Below are 23,692 nucleotides of genomic sequence, written 5' to 3' on the forward strand. Positions count from 1 at the left end.
ATGATCGAAGTTCAACCCGTGACCGGTGACGAAGCGATACTGGGCATGGCAAGTCAGTCCGAATTCAACGCGCTGCTGTCGCGTGAATTCAAGCCGAAGACCGAGCGCGCGCGCGAAGTCGTGGAAGGTGCGGTTCAAACGCTCGCGCAGCAGGCGCTGTCGATGTCGTTGACGCTATCCGACGATGCATACAAAAGCATCGAGTCGATTATCGGCGAAATTGATCGAAAGTTGTCGGAGCAGATTAACCTGATCCTGCATCACGAGGAGTTCCAGCGCCTGGAAAGCGCATGGCGCGGTCTCCACTATCTGGTTTCCAATACCGAAACGGACGAGAAGCTCAAGATCCGATTCATCGACGTGTCAAAGGAAGAGATGCGTCGCACGATGAAGCGGTTCAAGGGCATGACGTGGGACCAGAGCCCGTTGTTCAAACAGATCTACGAAGAAGAATACGGTCAGCTTGGCGGGGAGCCGTACGGTTGTCTCGTTGCCGACTATCACTTCGATCATACGCCTGCGGACGTCGATCTTCTGGCATCGATCGCGAAGGTCGCCGCGGCGTCCCATGCGCCGTTCATCACGGGTGCTGCGCCGTCGGTGCTGCAGATGGATTCGTGGCAGGAACTTGCGAACCCGCGCGACCTGACGAAGATCTTCACCCAGAACCTCGAATACACGCCGTGGAACACGCTTCGCCAATCCGAGGATTCGCGTTACATCGGTCTGGCGATGCCGCGCTTTCTTTCGCGTTTGCCGTATGGCATGAAGACGAATCCGGTCGACGAATTCGGCTTTGAAGAGGCGACAGACGGATCGGATCACCGTAAGTATGTATGGTCGAACGCGGCCTATGCACTCGCCGTCAACATCAACCGTTCGTTCAAACAGTACGGCTGGTGCACGCTGATCCGCGGTGTTGAAAGCGGCGGCGTCGTGGAGAACCTGCCGTGTCATGCATTTCCGACGGATGACGGCGGCATCGACATCAAGTGTCCGACCGAGATCGCGATTTCCGACCGGCGTGAGGCGGAACTCGCGAAGAACGGCTTCATTCCGCTGGTGCATCGCAAGAATACCGATTATGCGGCTTTCATCGGCGCGCAGTCGCTGCAGAAGCCGGCCGAATATTCGGATCCCGAAGCAACTGCGAACGCGAATCTTTCGGCTCGTCTGCCCTACCTGTTTGCCTGTTCGCGTTTCGCGCATTACCTGAAGTGCATCGTGCGCGACAAGGTTGGCTCGTTCAGCGGGCGCGACGAAATGCAGAGATGGCTCAATAAATGGGTGATGAACTACGTCGACGGCGATCCGGTGAATTCGTCTCAGGAAATCAAGGCTCGTCGTCCGCTGGCTGATGCCGAGGTCGTGGTCGAGGACGTCGAGGGAAGTCCGGGCTATTACCAGGCCAAGTTCTTTCTTCGTCCGCATTTTCAACTTGAAGGATTGACGGTTTCGCTCCGCCTTGTCACGAAGCTGCCGCTCGCCAAAGGCGCAGCGTGATGCTGCGCCCGATTGCCGGATGATTGAGCGGCGGACAGGCGCTCATTAAATATGCCTGATTCCATTGAGTGGTTTTGAAATCAACCTTGTATTAAGGAGTAGTTCATGGCAGCAGATGCATTCATCAAGATCAACGGCATCATCGGCGAATCGCAGGATAGCGAGCACAAGGACGATATCGAAGTTATGGACTGGAAGTGGAGCATGTCTCAGCAGTCCAACATGCATGCCGGAACCGGCGGTGGTGCCGGCCGAGCGAAGATCGACGACCTGATCTTTGTGCACCACATCGATCGTGCGACGCCGAATCTGGCGGTCAAGTGCGCGAGTGGCGAGCACATCGACCAGGCAACGCTCTACGTCCGTCGTGCTGGTAAGGACGCACAGGAATACGTGAAGATCAAGATGACGGACGTTGTGATTACGTCGGTGAACATGCTCGGCAAGCGGGAAAGCAACGGTCGCTACGAGGACGATCGCCTGGCAGAAGAAGTGAGGCTGTCGTTTGCCAAGTTCGAATACGAGTACACGCCGCAAAGCCAGAGTGGTGCGAGCGCGGCCGCGATTACCCGCTCGTACGACATCAAGGCAAACAAGGCGAACAGCTGAGTCGCTGGCATACCCTGAGTCACGCTCGATTCATCCGTTTCGGTTGAGTTGAGTCACGAACGCCGATCGCGACGTTAAGCGTCGCGATCGGCGTGCACGATATTTCCGATTATCTCGAATGGTTTCGAACTTCTTGTCACGTTTCTCGACAGGGTTGCGCATTTTCGGCGGTCTGGTCGTTTTAAGCATGGTCGCTGGGTTGGGTGCATGCGGCACCGCGTCGAGCCCCGTCGCCAAGGAGCAGGTGAATCTCCGGCTGAGAATGACCGCAAGCGACGGCGTGAATCCGAACGAATGGGGCGCGGCCTCGCCCATTCTGGTTCAGGTTTATGAGCTGAAGTCCGCAACGGCCTTCGAGACGGCCGACTATTTCACGCTGCAGAGCGATGATCGGAAGGCCATCGCGAACGATGCGCTGGTCGTCGACGAGTTCATCCTGAGGCCGGGTGAAGTGCGGGACGTGGTCCGCAAGTCGGCATCGGCCACGACGGCGATCGGCGTGCTGGCGGGTTACCGCGATCTCGGGAAATCCGTCTGGCGCGCCGTGTATCGATTGCCTGTCGCTCCAGATGCTTCGTGGTACAGAGCGGTCATTCCTGATAAGACACAACAGTTGCACGTGCGGTTTGACAGGAACGTCGTTTCGATTTCGAAATCAGAATAATTGTGATGAGTTGGTATAACAAGGTTGTCTGGAGTGAGGGGCTTTTCTTGCGCCCTCAGCTTTTTCAGCAGCAAGAGCGGTATTTCGAATCTTTGGTTCATCGGCGCAGTGTTCCCCTGAGTCCGTTTTTCTGGGGGTTCAGCCGCTACGATATCGATCGTGAAGCGCTGGCATTCGGCAAACTGGCTTTCAAGTCCGGCGCGGGCGTGTTTCCGGACGGCACGCCGTTCGACGTCCCCGGCATTGCGCCGGCTCCCGCACCGATGACCATCGGACCGGAACATCAGGGCCAACTGATCTTTCTCGCCGTTCCGCTGCGCTTGTCCCATACCGAGGAAACCGCGTTCGAGGACGATGGCGGTTCGCATGCGCGCTATCTCGCCTACGAGACGGAATTGCGTGACAGCAATGCGATCGGCCAGGGGCCCAAGCCGGTTCAGCTCGCGAATTTGCGCCTGCGTTTGCTCCTCGAGAAGGAACTGACGGAGTCGTGGATCGGTATCGCGCTGACGCGGGTGAAAGCGGTGCATGCCGACGGCTCGGTGTCGTTGCATGATGCGGATCATATTCCGCCCGTGACAGGCTACGGCGCAAATCCGTTATTGCGCGAATGGGCGACACAGTTGCACGGACTGGCCAAGCTCCGTGCCGACGCGCTTGCGTTGCGCTTGTCAGGAGCCGATCCGCGCGCGGGCGCGGTTGCGGAAGTCGGCGACTATCTGCTGCTGCAGGTACTCAATCGCTATGAGCCGCTTCTCGAACACCTGTGCCGGATCGAAGAAATTGCGCCTGTCGATCTGTATCGAGAGCTTGCCCTTTTCGCCGGCGAGCTCTCGACGTTCGTGCGCCCGCAGACGCGCCGTCCGCTGGCGACGCCCGGATACGCGCACGCGAGGCTTTACGAGAGCATCAGGCCGTTAGTCGATGAGGTACATCATCTTCTGAATCAGGTGCCGGTTCGCGGCGCTCAACCGATCATGCTCACGGAGCAGGCGCACGGCATTCGTACGGCGACCGTCCTGCCAGGGGAACTTGCCGGCTATTCGAGCCTCGTGTTGGCCGTCGGCGCACAAATGCCCTCGGAATCGCTGCAGCAGCAATTTCTCGCCCAGACAAAAATCAGTCATCCTCATCGTATTGCCGAGCTGATTCGATCGCATCTGCCGGGCTTGCCGATGGTCGCGTTGCCGGTGCCGCCGCGGCAGATTCCGTTTCATTCCGGATTCGTCTATTTCGAACTGTCCAGAACCGGTCCGTTCTGGGAGCAGATCGCGCGGCACGGCGGGTTGGCCATGCATGTCGCCGGACATTTCCCTGAACTCAAACTCGAACTGTGGGGCGTGCGTCAAAAATGAGTACAGAAACGTACGGCGATTTCGACTTCCTGCTGGAGCCAGGGCCCGGCGGTCGACACAAGACGCCGCCGGATTTTTCCACTGGACGTCTTCCCGATGCGGGGTCGGCCGTCGATCCGGCCGTGTTCGATCTGCCGGAAGATCCGCAGGTCCGGATCGAGCGCATGCGTGCCGCCCGAAATCCGCTGCTCGAAGCCGCCCGTCCGTTGTTGCGCATGCTGGCGGACATGCCCGCTTCGCTGGATTCTCCGGCCGGGGCGGCCAGCCTGCGTCAGCTGGTTGCGCGCGAGATCACCGCGTTCGGCAGCATTTGCGACAAGGTAAGCCTGCCGTGGCAACACTTGGCGGCAACGCGTTATGCACTGTGTACGGCGCTTGACGAGGCGGCAAGCCGTACGCAATGGGGGCGGGGCATCTGGGCACAGCATAGCTTGCTCGTTGCGTTCGAGGGCGAGGTCGATGGCGGCGAGAAATTTTTCCTGCTGATCGGCCGCATGGCTGCGGAGCCGGCGACGTACATCGATGTTCTGGAGGTGATGTACCACATTCTCAGCCTCGGATTCGAAGGTCGCTACAGCGTCGTGGCGGACGGCCATCGTCATCTCGAACAAATCCGCCAGAGATTGCAGGTTCTGGTCGGGGATGCCCGCGGTACCGCGCATTCCGATCTTTCGCCGCACTGGCGCGGCGAGGCGCCCGGAAAGTTCCGTCTCCTGAGGAGGGTGCCTGTCCGGGTGACGGCCGGGGTGGCGGCGCTTGCTGCGCTCGCGCTGTTTGTCCGGTACGAGTTCCTGCTTTCGTCGAAGCGCGAGGTCGTCGAGGCCGGGATCGCCGCGATTGGGCGGATCGATCCGGTCCCGGTGCCGGCACCGGTCGTACGCGAGCGGCTGAGTCTGTCCGCGTTGTTGAAGGACGAAATCGCGAGCGGCTGGGTGGCAGTCGACGAGAACGCACGGAGCGGCACGATCGTGTTTAGGGGCGACGCGATGTTTCGGCCCGGCAAGAGCACCCCCCGTCCGACACTGGAGCCGACTCTCGAGAAGATCGCGCAAAAGATCGCCGGGTTGAACGGCCGGATCGTCGTGACCGGATATACCGACAATCAACCTATCAAAACCCGGGAAATGCCGAACAACCAGGTGCTGTCCGAGCGCCGCGCCGCGGTGGTCGCGGACATTCTGAAGTCGCACGGCATATCCGCCGGTCGCGTTGCGTCGATCGGCGAGGGTGACGCCCGGGCCGTCGCGAGCAATGCCACGGCGGATGGTCGCGCCCGTAATCGACGCGTGGAAATTCTCGTCGAGAAATAAAGAGAAAGTTTTGATGCAATACTTGAATCGCCTGTTGAAGATGGTTAGGTCGCGACAGATGCTGATATTCGCGATGGCGATCGTGGCCGTTGCGACTATCTGGCTCGCCGGGCCACTGGTTGCGTTTGATGATTATCGCCCGTTCGAGACCGTCGCCGCCCGCGCGCTGGCGACCGTCCTGGTGCTTGCGACGTTGCTGTTCGGTTTGTTCGGATGGCCGTACGGTTTCCTGATCGTTGCACTTGTTTGCGCCGTCGTATGGTGCTTCGGGCCGTCCCTGAAGTTCGGCACCGCCTATCCGTTGGCACCGTCGTGGGCGCGAATTCTGGCGATCTCGATCCTGTTGGCAGGTTGCGCGATATATGGGCTCCACCGTTTATGGAAGGCGCTGCGCCGCGACAGCGCATGGCTGCAGCGTGTCCTGAACCCGTCGTCGAAGGAACAGGATGTCGGCTCGCGTTCGTGCGACGACATGCGCGCCATCGAGTCGTCGATGGCGAGAGCGATCGAGAAGCTCAAGCGTATCCGGGGGAAAAAAGCCGGCCTCGGCCGCTTGCTGGAGAGCCAGCGTTACCTTTACGAACTGCCCTGGTACATGGTGATGGGTTCGACGGGGGCGGGGAAGACCGCGTTGATCCTGAATTCGGGTCTCGACTTTCCCGAGGCCGAGCAGATGATTGCCGCGGCGAGGAAGCGACGCGTGGGCACGGCGAACTGCGACTGGTGGTTCACGAACAAGGCAGTGTTGATCGATACGGCGGGGCGCTATACGGTTCAGCACGCGTTGCCGCAAGGCGAGGGCGCCGCGGCCGATGCGTCGGCGCGCGACAATGCCGTGGAGTGGCGAGGTTTTCTCGAGCAACTGCGCAAGCGGCGCGCGCGCGCGCCGGTCAACGGCGTGCTGCTGGCCGTTTCCGTCGAAACGCTGCTGACCCTCTCGCCATCAGAACGCGAGATGTTCGCGGCGTCGATGCGCGCGAGGCTGCACGAGCTGCATGGCGACCTCGGCATCCGTTTTCCGATTTATCTGATGGTGACGAAGCTCGACTTGCTGCCGGGATTCTGCGAATACTTCGATTTTCTGACGACGCAGGAGCGCGAGCAGGTTTTCGGCTTCACGTTGCCTTATCGGGACAGGGATCCGCAGTACGGCTACGACACGCTCCATCTGGACTGCGCGGCCGAACTGCGCGAACTGGGACGGCGAATCGAGGGCGGGATCGATGCAAGGCTGCTACAGATCCTGGAGCTGGAGCGACGCAAGAAGCTCTACGCGCTGCCTTCCGAATTTCGCAGCCTGTGCGACGCGCTGACCGAGCTGATTTCGAGGGTGTTCCTCGAGTCGACCTACGACGATACGCGGCTGCATGGCATGTTGCGCGGTGTCTATTTCACGAGCGCGGTGCAAGGCGATGCGCGGGTGCCGGCTGACGTCACGACGGTGATGCAGCGGCTGCGCCGAGGGCTGGCCGGCGTCGTCGGCGGCGACGCGCCGGAAGATATGCCGGTGCGGCCGGGGCGGGTGGAGCCCGCCGGGTATCGGAGTTACTTCCTGAACGATCTGTTCCGGCACGTCGTCGTGACGGAAGGCCACCTCGTTCGCGGCAATCGTCGCTGGGAGATGCGTTTCCGGGCACTGCGCTTTGGCATGCATCTGTCGCTGATCCTCGTGGCGGCATGGCTCGCCCTCTCTTTTTCCCGGAGTTTCGAGAATAATCGGGAATATCTCGACACCGTCGGCCGGAAGAGCGAGGCGCTCGCATCGCGTATTGCTTCCGGCGACAGAAAGATGCCGCTCGGTGCGATGGCGCCCGTCCTGTCGGCCGCCCGCGATCTGCCGAAGTTCGACGGACTCGATCTGGACGATCCCGGTCTCGCGTGGCGCTACGGCATGTACACCGGAGCAAGCGTGCGCGGAGCCGCCGATGGAACCTACGCGCGCCTGCTGAACCGGATGCTGCTGCCGGAGTTGACGGCCAGGATGGGTTCGGTGCTCGGCGCCCAGATCGAAGCGCGAAATGCGGACGACGTCTACGGTACGCTGTCGGTCTATCTGATGCTGGGCGATCGCTCCCGTTACGACACGGAGGCGATCAAAGCCTGGGTGATGAACGATTGGGAACGCGGAAAAGTCGCGGCGTCGCCTGTCGAGCTCGACATCATGGTCGGCCATCTTGACGCGCTGCTGGCGCAAGGCGCGTCGGCCGCGCCCGCCGGGACGCTCGACATGCACCTCGTCCAGCGCGCCCGCGATTTCCTCGGACGCGTTCCCGCATCGGGGCGCCTCTACGAACGGGCGATCGCCTCGATGGCCGGCCAGGCGCCGGAGAACGTAACGTTGAGCCGGGCGGCCGGCCCGCAGGCGCCGTGGGTTTTCGCGCTGGCCGACGGATCGGCCTTCGAAAGGGGAATCCCGGGCCTCTATACCTCGGAAGGCTATCGCGGCGTTTTCGACAAGCTGTTGCCCGAATTTCTCGACCGGACGCGAAAACAGGATGCGTGGGTCATGGGGCGGGCGGGCGGCCCGCTCGAGCGGACGCTGTCGTCGGCGAGCGTCGGCGCGTCGGTCGCCGGCAGCGATACGCTTGCCGATGAGATTCGACGCCGGTATCTGATCGATTACGGAAATTATTGGACGCGATTCGTCGACGACATCAGGCTGGTCATGGGAGGGGACGATCCGTCGTCGCTCGACATGCAGACGCTTCGCATGCTCGTCGAATCTGATTCGCCGCTGGTCCGACTGGTGCGAACGGTGGTGCACGAAACGTCGCTGTCGATGAGCGACGGCGCGCAGCAGGCTTCGCTCGCCGATGCCACGGTCAAGCACGTTGCCGGCGGCGGTACGCGCGTCGCTCGGGCGGTGGAGGCGGCGGGCAAGGCGCTGGACGCCGGGCGTCCGTCACGGAAGAAGATGGAGCGGGAACTGGTCGACGACCGCTTTGCCGCGTTGCGCGACATCTCGAATGGAGGCGGAAGCCGCGCGCCTGACGGTGAGCCGGCCATACCGCATGCGGCGGCCGGCGTTGGCGAGATGCCGCGCCTGGACGGCATCATCGGTCTGGTCGGCAGAGAGTACATGCGCCTTTCGATGATTAACGACGCTCTCGCGAGCGGCAGCATGCCCGCGGCGGACAGTCTGCGTTCGGCGATGCAGTTCGAAGCCGAGACGTTGCCGGCACCGTTGCGAGCGGTGCTCGGAAGCATTGCAGCGCGGTCGGGTGAACGGGTGGAGCGCGGTGTCAGGTCGCTGCTGACGTCGCAGATCGATGTCGGCGTCGGCGCTTTGTGCCGCAGCGCGATTGAAGGCAAGTATCCGTTCGCGGACAGCGCGCAAGAGGTCGAGATGGACGACTTCAATCGTCTGTTCGCAGCGGGCGGGGTGTTTGACGAATTTTTCCGGAAGGCCCTGGCCCATCGCGTCGATACGGACGTCCGGCCATGGCGCTACAAGCCGACCGTGCCGGGTATGGCGTCGATACGAGAGCCGGATCTCGAGCCGTTCGAACAGGCCGCCGCGATCCGTCAGACCTTCTTCCGCGATCCCGGGGCCGCTCGGATGTCGTGGAAGCTGGGTCTCAAGGTCGTGTCGATGGATCCGGAGATCACGGATCTGCTGATCGACATCGACGGACAGAGCATGCGCTATGCGCACGGTCCGGTCACGACGGTGCCCATCACCTGGCCCGGGCCGCGCGGCGGATCGATGGCCGGCCTCACGGCCAACCCGCGCGTGCGGCCGGACACGTCGACCATCGTGACCGAAGGGCCGTGGGCGTTGTTCCGCCTGATCGATCGGGCACGCGTGACATCGACGTCGTCGTCGAGCCGCGGCGTCGCGGATTTCATATTCGACGGCCGCCATGCCTCGCTCGAATTGACGTCGGGCAGCTATGCGGGGCTGCAGCCGCTCGATTTGATGCGGCGGTTTCGTTGTCCGGGCAGCGGGAGCGCGCGCGGGGCGGAAGCGGTTGCGTTGCTTCGTTCCAACGAAGCCCGATAGCGTTGTTGGCGCGTTCTTCCGGCATTCCTGGCCGGATCGTTTTCGACGAACATGATTTAGATGAGAGGTGCGCATGCAGGACAATTCCACCAGAAACACAGCATTTCGGATGCGCCAGACGAAGGAGCGGCCCGGATCGGCGGCGCCTGCGCGGGAATCCTCGAATGACACACGTCATCAGGAGCGCGTGGTCGGGGTCTCGGGCGAGGCGGTTCCGGAGGTGTTGGACGCGTCTACTTCGAAGCGCGAACCAGCCTTGAAATTCGTGTCGCTGCGCGGCAGCGAACGGCTCGGCAAGTTGTTCGAATACGAAGTGATACTCCGTACGCTCGATGATTCTCCGGTGCCTGTCGACCGTAGCAAGGGCGTCGATCTGAAAGATCTGAAAACGCTGTTGGGCAAGGAGATGACCATCACGGTGATGTCGGATCGAACCGGTGATTCGACGACCGAGGAGAACGACGCCATTTCACGCGAGATCACGGGGTTGGTCGCGCAGGCGGAATATCTGTACGAAGAAGGGCGGTTCCACGTTTATCGTGTTGTCCTGAAGCCTTGGATATGGCTGGCGACGTTGACGGCCAAATTCAGGATATTCCAGAACAAGACCGTGATCGCGATCATCGACGAGGTCCTGAACGAGTATCCATATCCGGTCGAGAGGCGGCTCGACGCCGGTCGATATGGTGTGCTCGGAGACAGTGGGCGCAATGAGCCGCGCACTTTTCAGGTTCAGTATGGCGAGTCCGATTTCGATTTCGTTCAGCGCCTGATGGAAGAGTGGGGGATCTATTGGTTTTGCGAGCACGTCGACGGCAAGCACCGTCTCGTCCTGTGCGATCACATTGATGCGCATAAGCCGTCGCCGAATCCCGACTATCACACGCTGGCGTTCCAGCCGCAGCGCGGCAAGACCGATGCCGAATATGTATCGACCCTGTCCATGACGCAGACGCTGCATGCCGGCAGTTATGTCACGAGCGACTTCGATTTCACGCAGATCGGAGCGGATCTTCGCGCGAGCAGCAGACAACCTCGCGATACGAACTGGGGCAAGATCGAATGGTATGAGTGGCCGGGTGACTACACCGACCGACGCCACGGTGAATTGCTCGCGCGCGTCCGCATGGAGGAATTGCGCGCGCCAGGTACGCGCGCGAAGGGCGAGGGCAATTTGCGCGGGCTGTCGTGCGGTCAGATATTCAAGTTGAACGGGCACCCGCATCAGGCCGCGAACGGCAAGTATCTCGTCATCGAAACGCAGCTCGAGTTGAGCGTCAATCCGGACGAATCGGGCAGCGGCTACGAATATGTCTGCAGCAACCATTTCGAGGTGCAGCCGACGAGCGAGGTATTCAGACTGCCGAGACTGACGCCGAAGCCACGCGTTAGCGGCCCGCAGTCGGCCATCGTGGTGGGGCCCCCGGGAAACGAGATCTGGACCGACGAGTTCGGCCGGGTAAAGGTCCGTTTCCTGTGGGACGTCGCTCCCATGTCGGATTCTTGCTGGATCCGGGTGAGTCAGGCCTGGGCCGGCGAGGGTTTCGGCGGGATGTGCATTCCGCGTGTCGGGCAAGAGGTCATCGTCGATTTCTGGAACGGCGATCCGGATCGCCCGCTGATTACGGGTAGTCTGTACAACGCACGCACGATGCCGCCGTGGGAACTTCCCGGCAACGCGACGCAAAGCGGCCTCATGAGCCGTTCGCTCGGTGGCGGACTCCAGAATTTCAACGGCATTCGTTTTGAGGACAAGGCCGGCAGCGAGGAATTCATGATTCAAGCCGAAGGTCTGATGAATCGCCTGACGAAAATTCACGAATCGCATGTGGTGGGAGCGAACCTGACGGTGGGCGTGGGGTTGACGTATGGCGTCAACGTCGGGGCGGCGCATAGTGTGTCGGTCGGCGGTGCGTTTTCCAGCAATGTCATCGGCCTCGCGAACTACGTCGTTGGTCAGACGCAATCGGTATCGATCGGTGGCGCGGAATCGACGACGATCGGCGGTACGTCGGCATTGTCAGTCGGGTGTGCGCGTTCCGTGACAGTCGGCGACGGGTACTCGCTGAATGCGGCGAGGGAACTGAAGCTCGTGTGCGGATCGTCGTCACTGACGATGACGTGCGACGGGAAGATCAAGCTGACCGGCAAGACGATCAGTATCGAGGGCGACGATCGCGTCGTCGTCAAGGGCATGCCATTGGAGCTTAATCCAAGCGGCGGCGACAGCGACGAATGCGGAGGCGGAAGCGGTGATGCGCCGATCGTTCCGAACGTTCCGCTCCTGGCACCGGTTATTCCTGTCATTCCGGATTTGCCGGTCGATGCCGTTCTCGGCGCAGTCGGCGCAGTCGCGGCAGGTGTGGCGGGCGTAGTGGGTGTTGCCGGCGCGGTCGTCGCCGCACCGATACCGGTACCCGTTCCCTTGCCGACGCCAGTCCCGACGCCGACGCCGACGCCGACGCCGACGCCGACGCCGACGCCGACGCCGACGCCGACGCCGACACCGACACCGACACCGACACCGACACCGACACCGACACCGACACCGACACCGACACCGACACCGACACCGACACCGACGCCGACGCCGACACCGACACCGACACCGACACCGACACCGACACCGACGCCGACACCGACACCGACACCGACGCCGAGCTTTACGGAGCTGGCCAATGGCAGCGATGCCGGCTCAGAGAAGGTCGACCGGAATTGACGGTGACCATGGGTTATCCCTTGTCGTTTCGAGGAGAATATTCGCTATGTTTGCAGCAGCCCGCGTGGGCGATTCCGTAGGGCCGGGTGGTGAGATTACGTCCGGTTCGTCGTCAGTCCTGATCAACGGAAAGGCGGCGGCATTGGCCGGCGTGAGTTCGGCGACTTGTCCATTGCATTTATCCGCACAGGCGATTGTTCAGGGATCGGATACCGTCTTGATCAACGATGTACCTGCAGCGCGGGTTGGGGACAAGACGTCCTGTGGCGAGTCGATCAATTCAGGTTCTCAGGATGTGCTGATTGGAGAGGGAGGCGGCGGGCGCACCGCCGCCTCCGTTGCGGCTACACCGGCCACCCCTGCCGCTCCGGTTCTGGCGCCTGTCCTTCCGCGACTGGCCATTGGGCCGGGGTCCGTCGATGCTGTCGGCATTGTCGGGGCGGGCCTGGCGGGTGCCGTGGGCGCGGTAGGGGGCGCGGTGGTTCCGTTGCCGGTGCCAGTACCCGTGCCGATTCCAGTCCCGACACCGACACCGACGCCAACACCGACACCGACACCGACACCGACACCGACACCGACACCGACACCGACACCGACACCGACACCGACACCGACACCGACACCGACACCGACACCGACACCGACACCGACGCCAACACCGACGCCAACACCGACACCGACACCGACACCGACACCGACACCGACACCGACACCGACACCGACACCGACACCGACGCCGACGCCGACGCCGACGCCGACGCCGACGCCGACGCCAACACCAACACCAACACCAACACCAACACCAACACCAACACCAACACCAACACCAACACCAACACCAACACCAACACCAACACCAACACCAACACCGAGTTTCACGGAGCTTGCCGCGCACGGCGACGCCGGTCTGGAGAACGGGATCGAAGGCCGCGACGTCGGCTCGAGGAAGGCAAGCCGGAATTGAAGGTGACCGGAGGTTATCCGTTATCGTTCCGAGCGCGATATTCGCTATGGTTGGATCAGCCCGCGCGGGAGATGCCGTGGGCCGGATGGTGGGATTTCATCTGGTTCGTCGCCGGCCCCGATCGACGGGAAGGTGGCGGCATGGGGCGACGTGAGTTCGGCGGCTGCCCATTGCATCTATCTGCCGGGGCGATCGTTCGGGGATCGGGTCCCGATCCCCGAACGACGACGCGCCAGCAACGCGGGCAGCGACAGGACATTTCGTGGCGATTCGATCCATTCTTGTTCTCCGGAGAGGTGTTAAGCGGAGAGGGCGGCGGCGCATCACCGCGTCCGTTGTGGCTACGCCAGCCTCCGTTGCCGTTTCGGTCCGGGTGCCTGTCCTTTCGCAGCGGGCCATTCGAGCGGGGCCTATCGATGCCGCCGGTATTGCCGGGCGGGCGCGATAGACGGCTCGGGCCCGACTGAGGAGCGCGGCGATCCTGTTTGCCCATCTCCAATACCAGTACCGTCAACACCAGGGTTTATCGATCTTGCCCAACTGCGAGAAGGTGTTTGAACGGCTGAGTTCGGGGGCGGGTCGTGTTGGTCCGGTGCGTCGTCATCGGAACGTACATGGTTTTAAGGCGTTTCGCTCGGCGGCTTCGATGGCATGGGCCGTGCCGGCATGCGGAGTTCGATCCGGTTTGGTTCGTCCCGTATGCACGACTGCGGATGAAATGAAAAAAGGATGACGAAGTGAATTTCGGCGGAATTTCCGGACTGGGAGCGGAGCTGGCCAGAATGCCTGGCATCCTGCTGCCGTTCGCAGGTTCGAGCCCTGCGATCGAGCGCCTTGGTGGGCTCGGCGACGCAGTCGATCGCTATGGCATGCGCGACGCGCTGTCTGGTATTCGAGGCGGCTCGGTCGATGCGATTTCCGGCAGCAAGCGCTGCTTTTACGATAGCGAAAAAGACTTTTCGATGCCGGGCCGTTTCCCGATTCGATGGTCCCGCCATTATGCAAGCTCGTGTAGCGCGGCAGGCCTGCTCGGGGTCGGCTGGCGCACCCGCTGGGAGGTCACGCTCCATCGGATCGGTACACGCGTCGTCTATACCGACGAGCGCGGCAATGCGTTGGATCTTCCGTTTCCGGAGCGCGGCACGCAGGTGATCGCGGTACAGGAGCAACTGCATCTCGCGCATTTACCGGACGGTCGTTTCGTGGTTGCGGACACGAAGCCTAACTATCGGGTGTTTGGCCATTTCGACGAAAACGGAATCGCGCGCTTGAAGTATGTCGAGGATTTGAACCGGCAGAGGATCGGGTGCATTTGGGACGCCGACGGGAGGCTGACCGGCATGCGCGGAACATGCGGGCACGAACTGAAGATGCATTACGCGATGAATGGGGCCGCGCGTCTCGGCGCGGTCGAATGCGTCGATGGCGGTCGCGTCGGCCCGGTCGTCCAGTACGGCTATAGCCGGAGCGGCGAGTTGACGGAGGTGCGCAATCGCATCGGCGCGATCGTGCGCCGCTTCGCATGGCAGGACGGCAGAATCGTGGAGGAAACCGATTCGCTGGGCATGACGACTCGCTATGCCTGGGAGACGATCGGCGATGTCGCGCGCGTGATCGAGCGCGCCACGTCGGAGGGCGAATGCGATCGATTCGTCTACGATATCGATCGTCGTGTCAGCCGGGTGACCGATGTATTCGGTCATGAAGCCAGTTGGCAATACGATTCATCCGGCCGTGTGCTGGCTTACGTGGATTTCGACGGGCACCGCTACCGCTTCGACTACCGCGATGCCGGCTTGCCGGTGCGTGTCGAATTGCCGGGCGGGCGGACGGTTCGCTTCGAATACGATTCGTTTGGGCGCGTTGCCAGGGAAATCGATCCGTTGGGCGCGATCCGTACTACCCATTATGCGTTTGCTACGCACGAACCGGTGGCGGTGTCGATGAGCGACGGCAGGACGTGGATGTGGGTGCGCGACGACCGTCTGCGGCCGGTGCATTATCAGGCACCGACCGGAGAATCCACCCGCTTCGAGTATGACGAGGATGGCAGCATCGCTCGGACGATCGATGTCCAGGGTGCGATACGCACCTACGCATATGACGCCTGGGGGAACATGACACGGTGCACGACGGCCGACGGCGACGCGACGCACTACGAATATGATGGCGATGGTCATGTCGTCGGCATGACCGACGCGCTCGGTACGACGACGCGAATCGAACGGGACGGGTTGGGCCGGCCGCTGGCCATCACCTGTCCCGATGGTCGTACGGAGCGTTACGTGTGGAACGCGGCAGGCCAGCTGACGTCCTGTTGGGGCCACGGGAGCAGGAGCCGGCACTGGTATCGCGATCGGCGCGGCAAGGTGGTGCGCACGGTCGACGAGGAGGGGCACTGGACCGCGCGGCTTTATGATGCGCACGGCCGGCTGACTCGTGTCGAAAGCGCGAACGGTGCGGTCCGAACGCTGACATGGGGTGCGAGTCATTGCCTGTCGATCGCCGATGCGGATGGCGTGGCGCACCGTTTCGACTACACGGATTCGGGGCGACTCGTCCGCGTCACGTCGACTGCCGGTACGCAAGAGCGTCAACAGACGTTTTCTTACGATGCGGCGGGACGTCTCGTCGAGCGCGTGACGCTGCATTGTCGTTATACGTATCGCTACACTGCACGCGACGAACTCGAGGTTGTGGAGCGCACGCCGACGACGGAAGGCGAGCGGCTCGGTATCGGTGCAGACGAAGTTCGTTTCCGATACGACAAGCAGGGGCGCCTGATCGAAGAGGCAGGTGCGAACGGCTGCCTGCGGCATACATACGATGCGGCGGGGCGGCCAATCGCGACCCGGTTGCCGCAAGGCCAGACGGTGCTGACGCCCAGGCTTGCAACGGGAGACATCGTTCGTGTCGAGCTGGACGATCGCCGGATCGCTGATTTCTGGTATGACGCGATGCGGCGTCCGATCGCGCGTACGCAAGGCCGTTTGCGGACCCACACGGGCTATTCCCCGACGGGGCTTCCCGTATGGTGGCGTTCGGTGACGAGCGACGACCCGGCCGGGAACCCGGCGCAAGGCGCGGGAGACATGCGTCTTTGGCGCGAAGCGGAGTATGGGCCGGACGGCCTGATCGCCCGGACAGGCGGCCCCGTTGGCGATCCGGTTTGGTTTGACTACGACCGGCGCGGTTGTCTGTTGCGGCGGGTGTCGGACCAGGCGGGCATCGAGTATTTCGCATGGGATGCCGCCTGCAATCTGCTCGACGCCCCCGGCGGGAACTGGCTTCCTGCCGTCTATTCGGATCACCGGATACGCGAATGTCGCGGCTATCGCTACGAATACGACGTATGGGGAAACCTGGCGCGCAAGATAGGGCGCGATGGGACATCGTCGTTCGTGTGGGACGCGGAGGGAAGAATGATCGCCGTACATCGGAACGGCCGCACCGTGCGCTATCGATACGACGCGCTCGGCCGGCGTATCTTGAAGTGCGTCGAATCCGATGCGGCGCCGAAGTCGGGAACACCGATGCAGGACGAACTGATTCGTTACGTATGGCAAGGGTATCGGCTGCTTCAGGAGCAATGCGCGACTGCGCTGCGCACGTATCTGTATCAGCCGGAGCCGGAAGGGGCCGCCGGCTTCGCGCCGCTCGCTTGCGTGGACCAGGTCCCGGCCGACGGCGCCGAGGCCGAGCGTGTCGAAGTCTATCACTATCATACCGACGGAGTCGGTAGCGCGATCGCGCTCACCGATGACGCGGGCGATGTCGTATGGCACGCACAGTCCCGCGCCTGGGGCGGGGCCGTCGCGCGGGCGTGGGGCGGCGTCGTCGCAATCGGTCAGCCTCTGCGTTACGCGGGACAATACGCGGATGCCGAAACGGGGTTGCATTACAACGGAGCACGTTTTTACGACCCCGACGTGGGGCGCTACATCAGTCCCGATCGTGCGTGCGACGGCGGTACGAGCCCTTACCACTACGCACCGAATCCGTCGTCGTGGTGTAACCCGCGAGGTCGGGCGAAACCGGAGCGCTTTCCGCGTTTCGCCGACATGCGGATATCAGACGATGACAGCGTGCTCGACCCGGCTCAGCAGATTGCCGCTGCTATCGAGCAATTCGACGGTGTATCGGTTTGGAGCGTGTTCGAGTGCCGATACGAAGATGACGTGAAGATCGAGCCAATCGTCCGTTCGGTGCTCGGATAGGCGGTGGGTCTCGATGGTTTCTCGATGCAGCTCGAGGCCGTTTGCGTCGTGAATCGTGACGACGGCTGACACCGCGGATGACAGTGCGCCGTGTCCGGGTTGAACGGTCGCGAACGTGTCGAACGTGTTTCGATGCAGGCAGACGCGAACGTCGTTGGCGCGGCGCAGCCGCGCTTGCCATGCCGGATCGTTGGGATGCCAGGTCCCGGGAGGCTGGGGCGGCTCGTGATTCAGCGTGGCTTCGTGGACGCCACGACACGCAAAACGGATACCGGCATAGGCCTCGTATTCGGCCAGCGTGCGCCGAGTGCCCAGTCCGTACGGGCCGAAGTCCGCCGGATCGTACGTTTGACCATCCACGCCCAGCAACGCGCGATTGCGCCGATAGGCGATGACGTCGCGTTCAACCCAGTGCGCGTCGATTTCCCCTCTTTGCTTCGCCTGATCGTTGTGGTCGTCCCACATCTTGACCCGATGCCGGCGCGTGTATTCGTGCCAGGCGATGACACGGTGTGGATGGTAAAGATCGTAGCCATGCGTGAACGCTCGTGCGGCGATGGAAATTTCCTCACCCAGAAAGAAGAACTGGGGGTCGTGCCGAACCGCCTCGGCAAAATGGCCGTCCGCGAACGCGAAATGTGCACTGTAGAAGCGTGCCATGACCGGCTGCGTACCCGATTCATCGGCGCGCAGGTGGCGGCCTCGGAACATGACGACGCCTTCGATGCCGAATCGATCGAAGCACATGAACTGGGGCGGTCCGTTCGGAGCAGCATGGTTTTCGGGATCGAATGCCGGAAGGTAGGCGGTGAGAACGGGTTTTTCGCTTTTGTCGCGCAGCGATTCCAGCATGTCGATCACGATGGTGTCCCAGTGGTCGACGAAGCGGTGATGCGAATCGAGCTGCAGCGTGTAGCGTTCTCCGCCATAGCATTGCTGAATCAGGTTGCGCGCCCAGCAGGCGCCCCGGGTCTGCAGATGCGGCACGTCGATGAGCTCGACGACGGCGCCGCGATACTCCAGCAGATGACGAGCCCAGCCGTTTGCCGTCGTCACTCGCCATTTCCCGAAGCCTTGTCGCCAGAACGCACCCGGTGTTTCGTCGGATGCGTGCTGCCAGCACACGACGATGCGCAGCAAATCGGGTTTTCTCGCCTTGTCGATCAGATCGAGCAGCGTCGGAATCAACTGTGAATCGCGATAGCTCGCGATCTGAACGAAAATCGAATTGGGTTGCGTGGCCGATGATGCAGTCATGAATTTGATATCCGGTTCGTGGCGTCGGTGTGGTTCAGGTCAGAGAACGGTCATGACGATCGTGGCGGTCGCCTGGATCTTGCCGACAGTCGGCGTCGCGCTTCCGACGCGAAGGACCGTCGCCTCGAGCGAGAACGGCGATTGCATGTTGCCGGCCGGAACATGGGTGATCGTACTGGTGGCGTCGCCGGGGCGTAGCACGGTGCCGCTGGAAATTTCCTTCAGGCGGATCGCGAGATGCGTCGCGCCGTTGTTTTTCAACATGCTGCTGTCTTCGAGGTCCGCCGTGCCGTCGAGCATGGCGGTGATCGATGCGGGCGGCGTCGGGCCGGTGCAGCGCACGGTGAAATCCACGGATCGCGTCGGCCCGGCGGTAGCCGAGACGTCGGATGGACCGAAGGTGCCGAAGTCGATGTTCTGATCGCTGCTGTCGACTTTGCAGCTCGGCAGGATCTTGACGCGGACGGAACCGCTGCCGATGGTCAGAACTGTCTTGCCGTCATTGCCGTGTCCCGTGCTGACATAGCCCGTAAACTCGACGATCGACTGTCCCGCGGACAGGTCTCCCGTTTTGATGAGTTCGATATCGAATCGGGAACCGCGCTCGAGAACGCCATACGTCGCCGGCGTGTTACCGGTTTCCGGGGCGATATTTAACGTAAGCGGAAAATCGACTGGCGTGCCGTCGCTTCTGATGTAGCGAAGACGGAAGCCGATTCCCTGCACGTTTGTTTCGTAGTAATCGGGGTAGGCCGGAACCGGATTCAGCGGGCTGGTGGTATATGGGGCCGTCATGGAGCCGCCGCCGACGCAGCGCACGATGGCGGCTCGGACGGCAAGCGCACCGGTGGTGCCTGTTGCGATCAACGAACCGTTGGGAAGATCAGGGTTGATCGATACTGTGGATTCCGGAAAGAGTACCGTGCGTGACAAGGTTTTGTAGCCCGTATATCCCGCGGGATCTGCCGCGACCTCCCCGGCGATCTGTTCGTCCGTCAGTTGCAGGCAGATGGCGGATGCGATATGTGAGAGTCCGAGGCTGGCTAGGATCAGAAGCCGAATGATGCTTTTCATCGAAAATTGTCGCGATTGACTAAATGTAACGGGAATAGGCGTGGTTGCCCCGATTCGGTTGACGCGTGCCGGGTTATTGCTCGGCTTCGTCCCATGCGGCCAGCAGATCGGCCGGAATGATGTGTGCGAGCTCGGAAAAGCGTTTGCCGACCATGCGTTCGGATTGGCGCAGCAGGACGATCACAGGACTGCTCGGTTCATGACGTTCGAACCATGTGCGTGTTTCCCGAATGGTCTCCAGTGCAGTCCGGCGATCGACGAGAGGCGTCGCTTGCACGGGCGTTGCGGTGGCGGGCATGGCGCCGATCGTTTTGGTGGCGTCTGGCGCAGCGGCAGGGGCGTCGTCGAGCGACAGCTGATCGAACGGCATCAGTAGTTTCAGTAGCGGATCGAAATCGGGCGCGTCGACGCCGAGCGTTGTCTCGCACCAGGTGTCGATGCTTGCCGCGCGACGTTGCGCATCGACGAGCGCCAGCATCCCGGCGTCGTGTCGTGTCCACCAGTCATCGAGCAAGCGGCTGGCGGTTTCCGGTGCGAGCGCGTCTTTTTGGCGCGGGGTCGTGAATGCCTTCTCGATGTCCCGCAGATGCAGGTGCAGACCCGAGGTCGAGGGCATCGGAATGTCGCGCGCATCGCCGAGCACGCCTTCGGGATCGGCCAAGGCCGCGATCGCGTTCGAATAGACCGCGGCATCGGGTTCGCCGTCGAGCATCGGGACGGGATGAAGCGCTTGGCCGTAGCGTTCGAGAAGCGCACCCAGTATGGTCAGTCCGTCGCGCAGCCCCGCCGCGCCGTTCAGCCGGATCCTGCATCGCAGCAGGACAAGCGCAAGACGGATGTCTTTCGTACGCAGCAGGAGCGCACGGCAGTCTCGCTCCGCCTCGGTCCAGTTGGTGGCCTGAGAGGCGTCGATGAAGGTGCCGTACTGTACTTCGGTGCGAGGTGCCACGGCGGCCATCAGCATCGCGAAAGCCGGGTCGTATTCGAGATCGGGCCCGCAGGGTGCGTCGGCGTCGATCGGTTCGAGCACATCGGCGTAGCGCTGCTCGACGGTGAATGAATGAGGATTCATGTCTGGAAATCTCTGGAGCGGTTGCAGTATTGTTCGGGATCGAACACCATGCCGACCACGGGCTGTTCGCTCGTGCTTTCGCCGAGCCACAGGGCGTAGCCGAGGCGCTGGGGCTGGCCGAGGCAGGCGGGCGGCGCGGCTTCCGGCCGGAGCAGCAGCTTGACCTCCCATGCGTATTCATAGCCGACGAAGGTATTGATCCATTCGACGAGCGCATGGAAGTCGGCGCCGTGGGGCATGAGGCGCTGATACTGATCGAGATCGAGCGGACCGATCACCAGACGGAATTTGTGTTGCCGGTCGGGAATGGCTTCGCCGAGGTGTGCGCCATCGCCCATGGTGGCGGCGGAGCCTCGAACGCCGAGCCTGGCATGATCGGATTCGGTCAGGTATATCCAGTGCGGAACGAATTCCTCGATGTCGACGGGCACGCCGAAGTAATGCGAGAGCGTCGCGACGATGCCGTCCGGATGGCGGGCCTCGCAAACGAGGTGGGGGGCAGCGCCGTAGCGTGCGTGCGTGGGCAGGGGGGAGCACGCGGCTTCGGCCGGGTCGAGCCCTGCCAGGCTCGCAATGTAAAACGAAAACGTTTCGTCGGAGCGATCCAGCGACGCGGTGGCCTGCGCGGACGCCCAGGCGCGATAGAACTGGGTCAGCGCGCGATGATGGAACAGATCGACGAAGTGGGCGAGCGTGCGGTCTTGATTGCTTTCGGCGCGGCTATAGGCCAGCTCCGTCATGTGCAACGGCATCGGCCCTTGCGGTCCCCACAGGCCGAGCCCGAACAGACGAATATCGAAGCGGCCGTCGCGTACGTCCATCGACGCAATTTCACGCGGCGCGAATGCCATGGTCGGCTGTTGCCCGATGCGGAAGCACTCTTCGTTCGGCAGACGGGCCGTGCCCGGCGCGGGTGCATGCGGCGTGCGCGCGGCGATGGCGCGCAGCAGTGGCAGGAAGCCGGACTCCCACGGGGCGTGTCGATCGAACCAGGCGGCGAGTGCCTGAACGTCGACGGGCCCGCTTGCGCCGGCGTCGGCTTTGGAGGGGCGTGCACGCATGTCTAGATGGCCCTGCGTCCGCCCGTCCGCGGCCGCCATTTCGCGATGAGGCCGCGTTGCATCGAGTGCAGTTCGGTCTCGGTGAAGACGTTGACCGATACGTGACGGGCGACGTAATGCTCGAGGATGAGGCCGAACAGGTAGGGGCTGATGCCGGAGAAGCCGGCTTCGTCGAAGGTCAGTTCGCAGCATACGCCTCGCCCGTATACGAGCAGGCCCGGGTTCGGCAATCGCCGGACGACGGGGGCGTAATGCGCGCCCACCAGCGCTTCGATTTGTCGGGCATGCTCACGATCGTCCGGTGCGGCGAACAGGCTCAGTATGTTGCGCAACGCTTGCCCGCAGGCGCCGCGATCGAGTTCGGTCAACGGCATGTAATTGAAGCCGAGCTGGCGGATCAGACGCCATGCCGTTTTTCCATCGGCATACGGCGCGCGCGGCGAACTCGGGGAATGGACGAGGCTGGCGCGGTCGATCGGAAGCGAGTCCGACACCGTGAGATTTGTCTTGTCGTTGGCACGCAGGAGGCGCGGCAGATCGCGGTTGGTGACCCACGTATCGACGGAAAGATGGCGAATGTCGTCGGCATAGGGCGCATCGGCCTGGTCAACGAGAGAAAGATAGACCTCGGTGCCGACATACGGCGTGCGGGTGCCGTATTTGCGCGCATCGGTCGACAGCATGCGGGGTTCCCGGCGCACCGAGAAATACCTGCCGTTGTTGCCAGGATCGGTGTGCACGGTCTGGTAAAGCGGCTGGAAAGCAACTTCCTCGGATGTTTGGGTCTTTCTGCCGATCACGCTCGAGACGGAAAAGATCTCGTAGTCGAGTGGCCGCGTACGGTCGACGAAAAGATGATGGTCGGGATGCGCGCGACTGATCTCGACGCGATCGATCTGCTTGCGAAACAGATTGATGACCGGCGTGCAGAACAGATGAAAGCGGGAAGCATCGGTGTGCGCCGCAAGCTCATCCGGAAGCCGGTCGAGCAGCAGCACAATTTCGACTTCCTTGCCGTCGATATTCGCCAGGCCCGGCGCAAGCTGGGTCAACGCAAAAAAATAAAAACGCTGGCGCGACGCGAAATATTCCTGCAGAAGGTTGTGTCCGTGAAATGCGTTCCACGCGAGCGGCAGCAATCCCTGATCCGGCCGCAGGCCTTCGAATTCGACCGGTGCGGTGGAAACCACATGTCCCGCGCCGTACGGTGCGTCGCAGGCGCGAATCACCGAGGCGACGCTGGCGGCGTGCACCAGTTCGAACAGATGCGACGCGATGCGTTCGTCGCCGCCGATATAGATCGGCAGACGATCGAGCCGCGTGAGCTGACTGAATGCGACATCGCCGGTCGTGCGCAGCCGCAGGCGCAGCGCGCTGCGCAACGTCGAAGCAGGTCGCAATCGGTCTTCGATCCTGGGTAGGCCCGGCGGCACGGTCGTCAGTTTCGCGTCGACAAGCTCGATCGGCCACAACGTCACGTCCTGGCCGCTGCGGAATTCGCAGGCCGTCTGTTCTCCCGGTGGGATCGCCGAGCGAAAGACGCTATGACGCGGCACGTTCACGCCGTTCGAAAAATTGCCGATTCGCAGGCTGGGGCGCAGCTTGACGACGGCGATCGACGGCATCGGCGCGATATGGTTGGGATGGACGACCTCGAGCAAGCGCTGGGTGAAGCGCGGGAATTCGGCATCGAGCTTGATCTGGGTACGCGCCGACATGAAGCAGAAGGCTTCGATGAGCCGTTCGACATACGGGTCGGCGACTTCGATGCCTTCCAGGCCGAGGCGGCGCGCGATTTTAGGATGTCTGGCAGCGAATTCGCCGGACATTTCGCGCATGAAGGTCAGCTCGCGACTGTAGTAATCGAGAAATCGTGAATTCATG

At 62.4% G+C, this 23,692-nt stretch carries 13 protein-coding genes and 1 pseudogene; 9 read left to right on the forward strand and 5 right to left on the reverse strand.

Going from position 1 to position 23,692, the window contains the following annotated elements; translation table 11 throughout:
* The 9 genes and pseudogenes from tssC to DCN14_RS03450 form a co-directional block, all read left to right on the forward strand.
* Entirely contained in the window at window positions 1-1,503 is a 1,503-nt protein-coding gene (tssC, locus tag DCN14_RS03410) for a type VI secretion system contractile sheath large subunit (protein ID WP_162826165.1), read from the forward strand.
* 105 nt (window positions 1,504-1,608) lie between these two features.
* A complete protein-coding gene (locus DCN14_RS03415; protein WP_096500078.1) occupies window positions 1,609-2,112 on the forward strand; it encodes a type VI secretion system tube protein Hcp in 504 nt (167 codons plus the stop codon).
* A gap of 118 nt (window positions 2,113-2,230) precedes the next feature.
* Window positions 2,231-2,776, forward strand: a complete 546-nt coding sequence (tssJ, locus tag DCN14_RS03420) for a type VI secretion system lipoprotein TssJ (protein ID WP_096500076.1) — start codon at window positions 2,231-2,233, stop codon at window positions 2,774-2,776.
* 5 nt (window positions 2,777-2,781) lie between these two features.
* The gene (tssK, locus tag DCN14_RS03425; RefSeq protein ID WP_096500074.1) at window positions 2,782-4,131 is read left to right on the forward strand and encodes a type VI secretion system baseplate subunit TssK; all 1,350 of its coding nucleotides are present in this window, start codon (window positions 2,782-2,784) and stop codon (window positions 4,129-4,131) included.
* On the forward strand, window positions 4,128-5,441 hold the full coding sequence (gene tssL / locus DCN14_RS03430; protein ID WP_096500072.1) for a type VI secretion system protein TssL, long form: 1,314 nt from the start codon (window positions 4,128-4,130) through the stop codon (window positions 5,439-5,441). The genes tssK and tssL overlap by 4 nt, the downstream gene beginning before the upstream one ends.
* 13 nt (window positions 5,442-5,454) lie before the next feature.
* The gene (gene tssM / locus DCN14_RS03435; protein ID WP_096500070.1) at window positions 5,455-9,444 is read left to right on the forward strand and encodes a type VI secretion system membrane subunit TssM; all 3,990 of its coding nucleotides are present in this window, start codon (window positions 5,455-5,457) and stop codon (window positions 9,442-9,444) included.
* Window positions 9,445-9,517: 73 nt separating this feature from the next.
* On the forward strand, window positions 9,518-12,163 hold the full coding sequence (gene tssI / locus DCN14_RS03440; RefSeq protein ID WP_240327255.1) for a type VI secretion system tip protein TssI/VgrG: 2,646 nt from the start codon (window positions 9,518-9,520) through the stop codon (window positions 12,161-12,163).
* 46 nt (window positions 12,164-12,209) lie between these two features.
* Window positions 12,210-13,127 carry a PAAR domain-containing protein gene (locus DCN14_RS38975; RefSeq protein WP_275896824.1) on the forward strand — a complete coding sequence of 306 codons (918 nt, stop codon included), beginning with the start codon at window positions 12,210-12,212 and terminating at the stop codon, window positions 13,125-13,127.
* An 869-nt stretch (window positions 13,128-13,996) separates the two neighbouring features.
* A pseudogene (locus tag DCN14_RS03450) lies at window positions 13,997-17,140 on the forward strand (RHS repeat-associated core domain-containing protein); the annotation flags it as partial.
* Between the two features lie 57 nt (window positions 17,141-17,197).
* On the opposite strand, the gene DCN14_RS03455 reads toward DCN14_RS03450, so the two are convergent.
* The 5 genes from DCN14_RS03455 to tssF form a co-directional block, all read right to left on the reverse strand.
* Window positions 17,198-18,601, reverse strand: coding sequence for a UDP-N-acetylglucosamine-transferase (locus DCN14_RS03455; protein WP_240327256.1), 1,404 nt, complete (start codon window positions 18,599-18,601; stop codon window positions 17,198-17,200).
* 39 nt (window positions 18,602-18,640) lie between these two features.
* Window positions 18,641-19,675, reverse strand: a complete 1,035-nt coding sequence (locus DCN14_RS03460) for a fimbrial protein (RefSeq protein WP_096500066.1) — start codon at window positions 19,673-19,675, stop codon at window positions 18,641-18,643.
* Window positions 19,676-19,748: 73 nt separating this feature from the next.
* On the reverse strand, window positions 19,749-20,747 hold the full coding sequence (locus DCN14_RS03465) for a type VI secretion system ImpA family N-terminal domain-containing protein (RefSeq protein WP_096500064.1): 999 nt from the start codon (window positions 20,745-20,747) through the stop codon (window positions 19,749-19,751).
* Window positions 20,744-21,808 (reverse strand): type VI secretion system baseplate subunit TssG, encoded by a 1,065-nt coding sequence (gene tssG, locus DCN14_RS03470; protein ID WP_096500522.1) that lies wholly within the window; start codon window positions 21,806-21,808, stop codon window positions 20,744-20,746. Before tssG ends, DCN14_RS03465 begins: the two co-directional genes overlap by 4 nt.
* 2 nt (window positions 21,809-21,810) lie before the next feature.
* Window positions 21,811-23,691 carry a type VI secretion system baseplate subunit TssF gene (gene tssF, locus DCN14_RS03475; protein ID WP_096500062.1) on the reverse strand — a complete coding sequence of 627 codons (1,881 nt, stop codon included), beginning with the start codon at window positions 23,689-23,691 and terminating at the stop codon, window positions 21,811-21,813.
* Between the last annotated feature and the right edge of the window lies 1 nt (window position 23,692).

The organism is Burkholderia sp. IDO3, from assembly GCF_003366075.1.
Taxonomy (GTDB): domain Bacteria; phylum Pseudomonadota; class Gammaproteobacteria; order Burkholderiales; family Burkholderiaceae; genus Burkholderia; species Burkholderia anthina.

Coding starts and splice junctions, on each gene's coding strand:
- tssG (WP_096500522.1), bottom strand. CDS start 21,808: ATGCGTGCACGCCCCTCCAAAGCCGACGCCGGCGCAAGCGGGCCCGTC.
- tssF (WP_096500062.1), bottom strand. CDS start 23,691: ATGAATTCACGATTTCTCGATTACTACAGTCGCGAGCTGACCTTCATG.
- tssC (WP_162826165.1), top strand. CDS start 1: ATGATCGAAGTTCAACCCGTGACCGGTGACGAAGCGATACTGGGCATG.
- tssL (WP_096500072.1), top strand. CDS start 4,128: ATGAGTACAGAAACGTACGGCGATTTCGACTTCCTGCTGGAGCCAGGG.
- DCN14_RS03460 (WP_096500066.1), bottom strand. CDS start 19,675: ATGAAAAGCATCATTCGGCTTCTGATCCTAGCCAGCCTCGGACTCTCA.
- DCN14_RS03455 (WP_240327256.1), bottom strand. CDS start 18,601: ATGACTGCATCATCGGCCACGCAACCCAATTCGATTTTCGTTCAGATC.
- tssI (WP_240327255.1), top strand. CDS start 9,518: ATGCAGGACAATTCCACCAGAAACACAGCATTTCGGATGCGCCAGACG.
- tssM (WP_096500070.1), top strand. CDS start 5,455: ATGCAATACTTGAATCGCCTGTTGAAGATGGTTAGGTCGCGACAGATG.
- tssJ (WP_096500076.1), top strand. CDS start 2,231: ATGGTTTCGAACTTCTTGTCACGTTTCTCGACAGGGTTGCGCATTTTC.
- DCN14_RS03465 (WP_096500064.1), bottom strand. CDS start 20,747: ATGAATCCTCATTCATTCACCGTCGAGCAGCGCTACGCCGATGTGCTC.
- DCN14_RS38975 (WP_275896824.1), top strand. CDS start 12,210: ATGTTTGCAGCAGCCCGCGTGGGCGATTCCGTAGGGCCGGGTGGTGAG.
- DCN14_RS03415 (WP_096500078.1), top strand. CDS start 1,609: ATGGCAGCAGATGCATTCATCAAGATCAACGGCATCATCGGCGAATCG.
- tssK (WP_096500074.1), top strand. CDS start 2,782: ATGAGTTGGTATAACAAGGTTGTCTGGAGTGAGGGGCTTTTCTTGCGC.